The sequence below is a fragment of the Limosilactobacillus alvi genome, assembly GCF_016900115.1.
Classification (GTDB): Bacteria; Bacillota; Bacilli; order Lactobacillales; family Lactobacillaceae; genus Limosilactobacillus; species Limosilactobacillus alvi.
This window is the reverse complement of the sequence record NZ_JACJJQ010000082.1, coordinates 1-912: the sequence shown is the minus strand read 5'-3', so window position 1 is coordinate 912 and position 912 is coordinate 1. Positions and strand designations below refer to the sequence as shown.

General features: G+C 32.2%; 1 protein-coding gene. It reads left to right on the top strand.

The annotated features are described in order from the left end of the window. The coding region (locus tag H5993_RS09170; protein ID WP_204777105.1) for a hypothetical protein at positions 1–912 on the top strand (912 nt) is incomplete at both ends.

Below are 912 nucleotides of genomic sequence, written 5' to 3'. Positions count from 1 at the left end.
TGCTACCCGAGTTAATTGATGGTCAACCAACTCCTAATAATGGAGATACAGTTATCTCAACTACTAAATATCTGGATCAAGAATGGATGGAAATTACTTCAACAGCCAATACGCAGTATAGAGGGGTAAACTTTTGGATTAATGATCTTGATAAGATTTCAGAAATGGCAAATTATCCTGTAAAAATCAATTTCAATATTCAATCATCGATTGATCAAACTCTTGCACTTGATATTCACTTTTACGATGGCAATGGTCAAGATATTACTAATAATCATGTTAATTTTGATAATATTGCCTTAAACGCTTATGAAATCCTTAATTATCAAAGAGAAATTTCACTCAATTCTGCCAATCTCAAAGGTGCAAGTAAGGTAGCACTATTAATTACTACTCTAGGAACTAATGACCTAGGTACCATTCTAATTAACAATTGCAGCGCAGTTCTTGAATATAAAAATTTAAATATACTACCCGAGTCATTTGATGGTCAACCATCCCCTAATACTGTAGATACAGTTATCTCAACTACTAAATATCTGGATCAAGAATGGCTGAAAATTACTTCAACAGCCAATACGCAGTATAGAGGGGTAAACTTTTGGATTAATGATCTTGATAAGATTTCAGAAATGGCAAATTATCCTGTAAAAATCAATTTCAATATTCAATCATCGATTGATCAAACTCTTGCACTTGATATTCACTTTTACGATGGCAATGGTCAAGATATTACTAATAATCATGTTAATTTTGATAATATTGCCTTAAACGCTTATGAAATCCTTAATTATCAAAAAGAAATTTCACTCAATTCTGCCAATCTCAAAGGTGCAAGTAAGGTAGCACTATTAATTACTACTCTAGGAACTAATGACCTAGGTACCATTCTAATTAACAATTGCAGCGCAG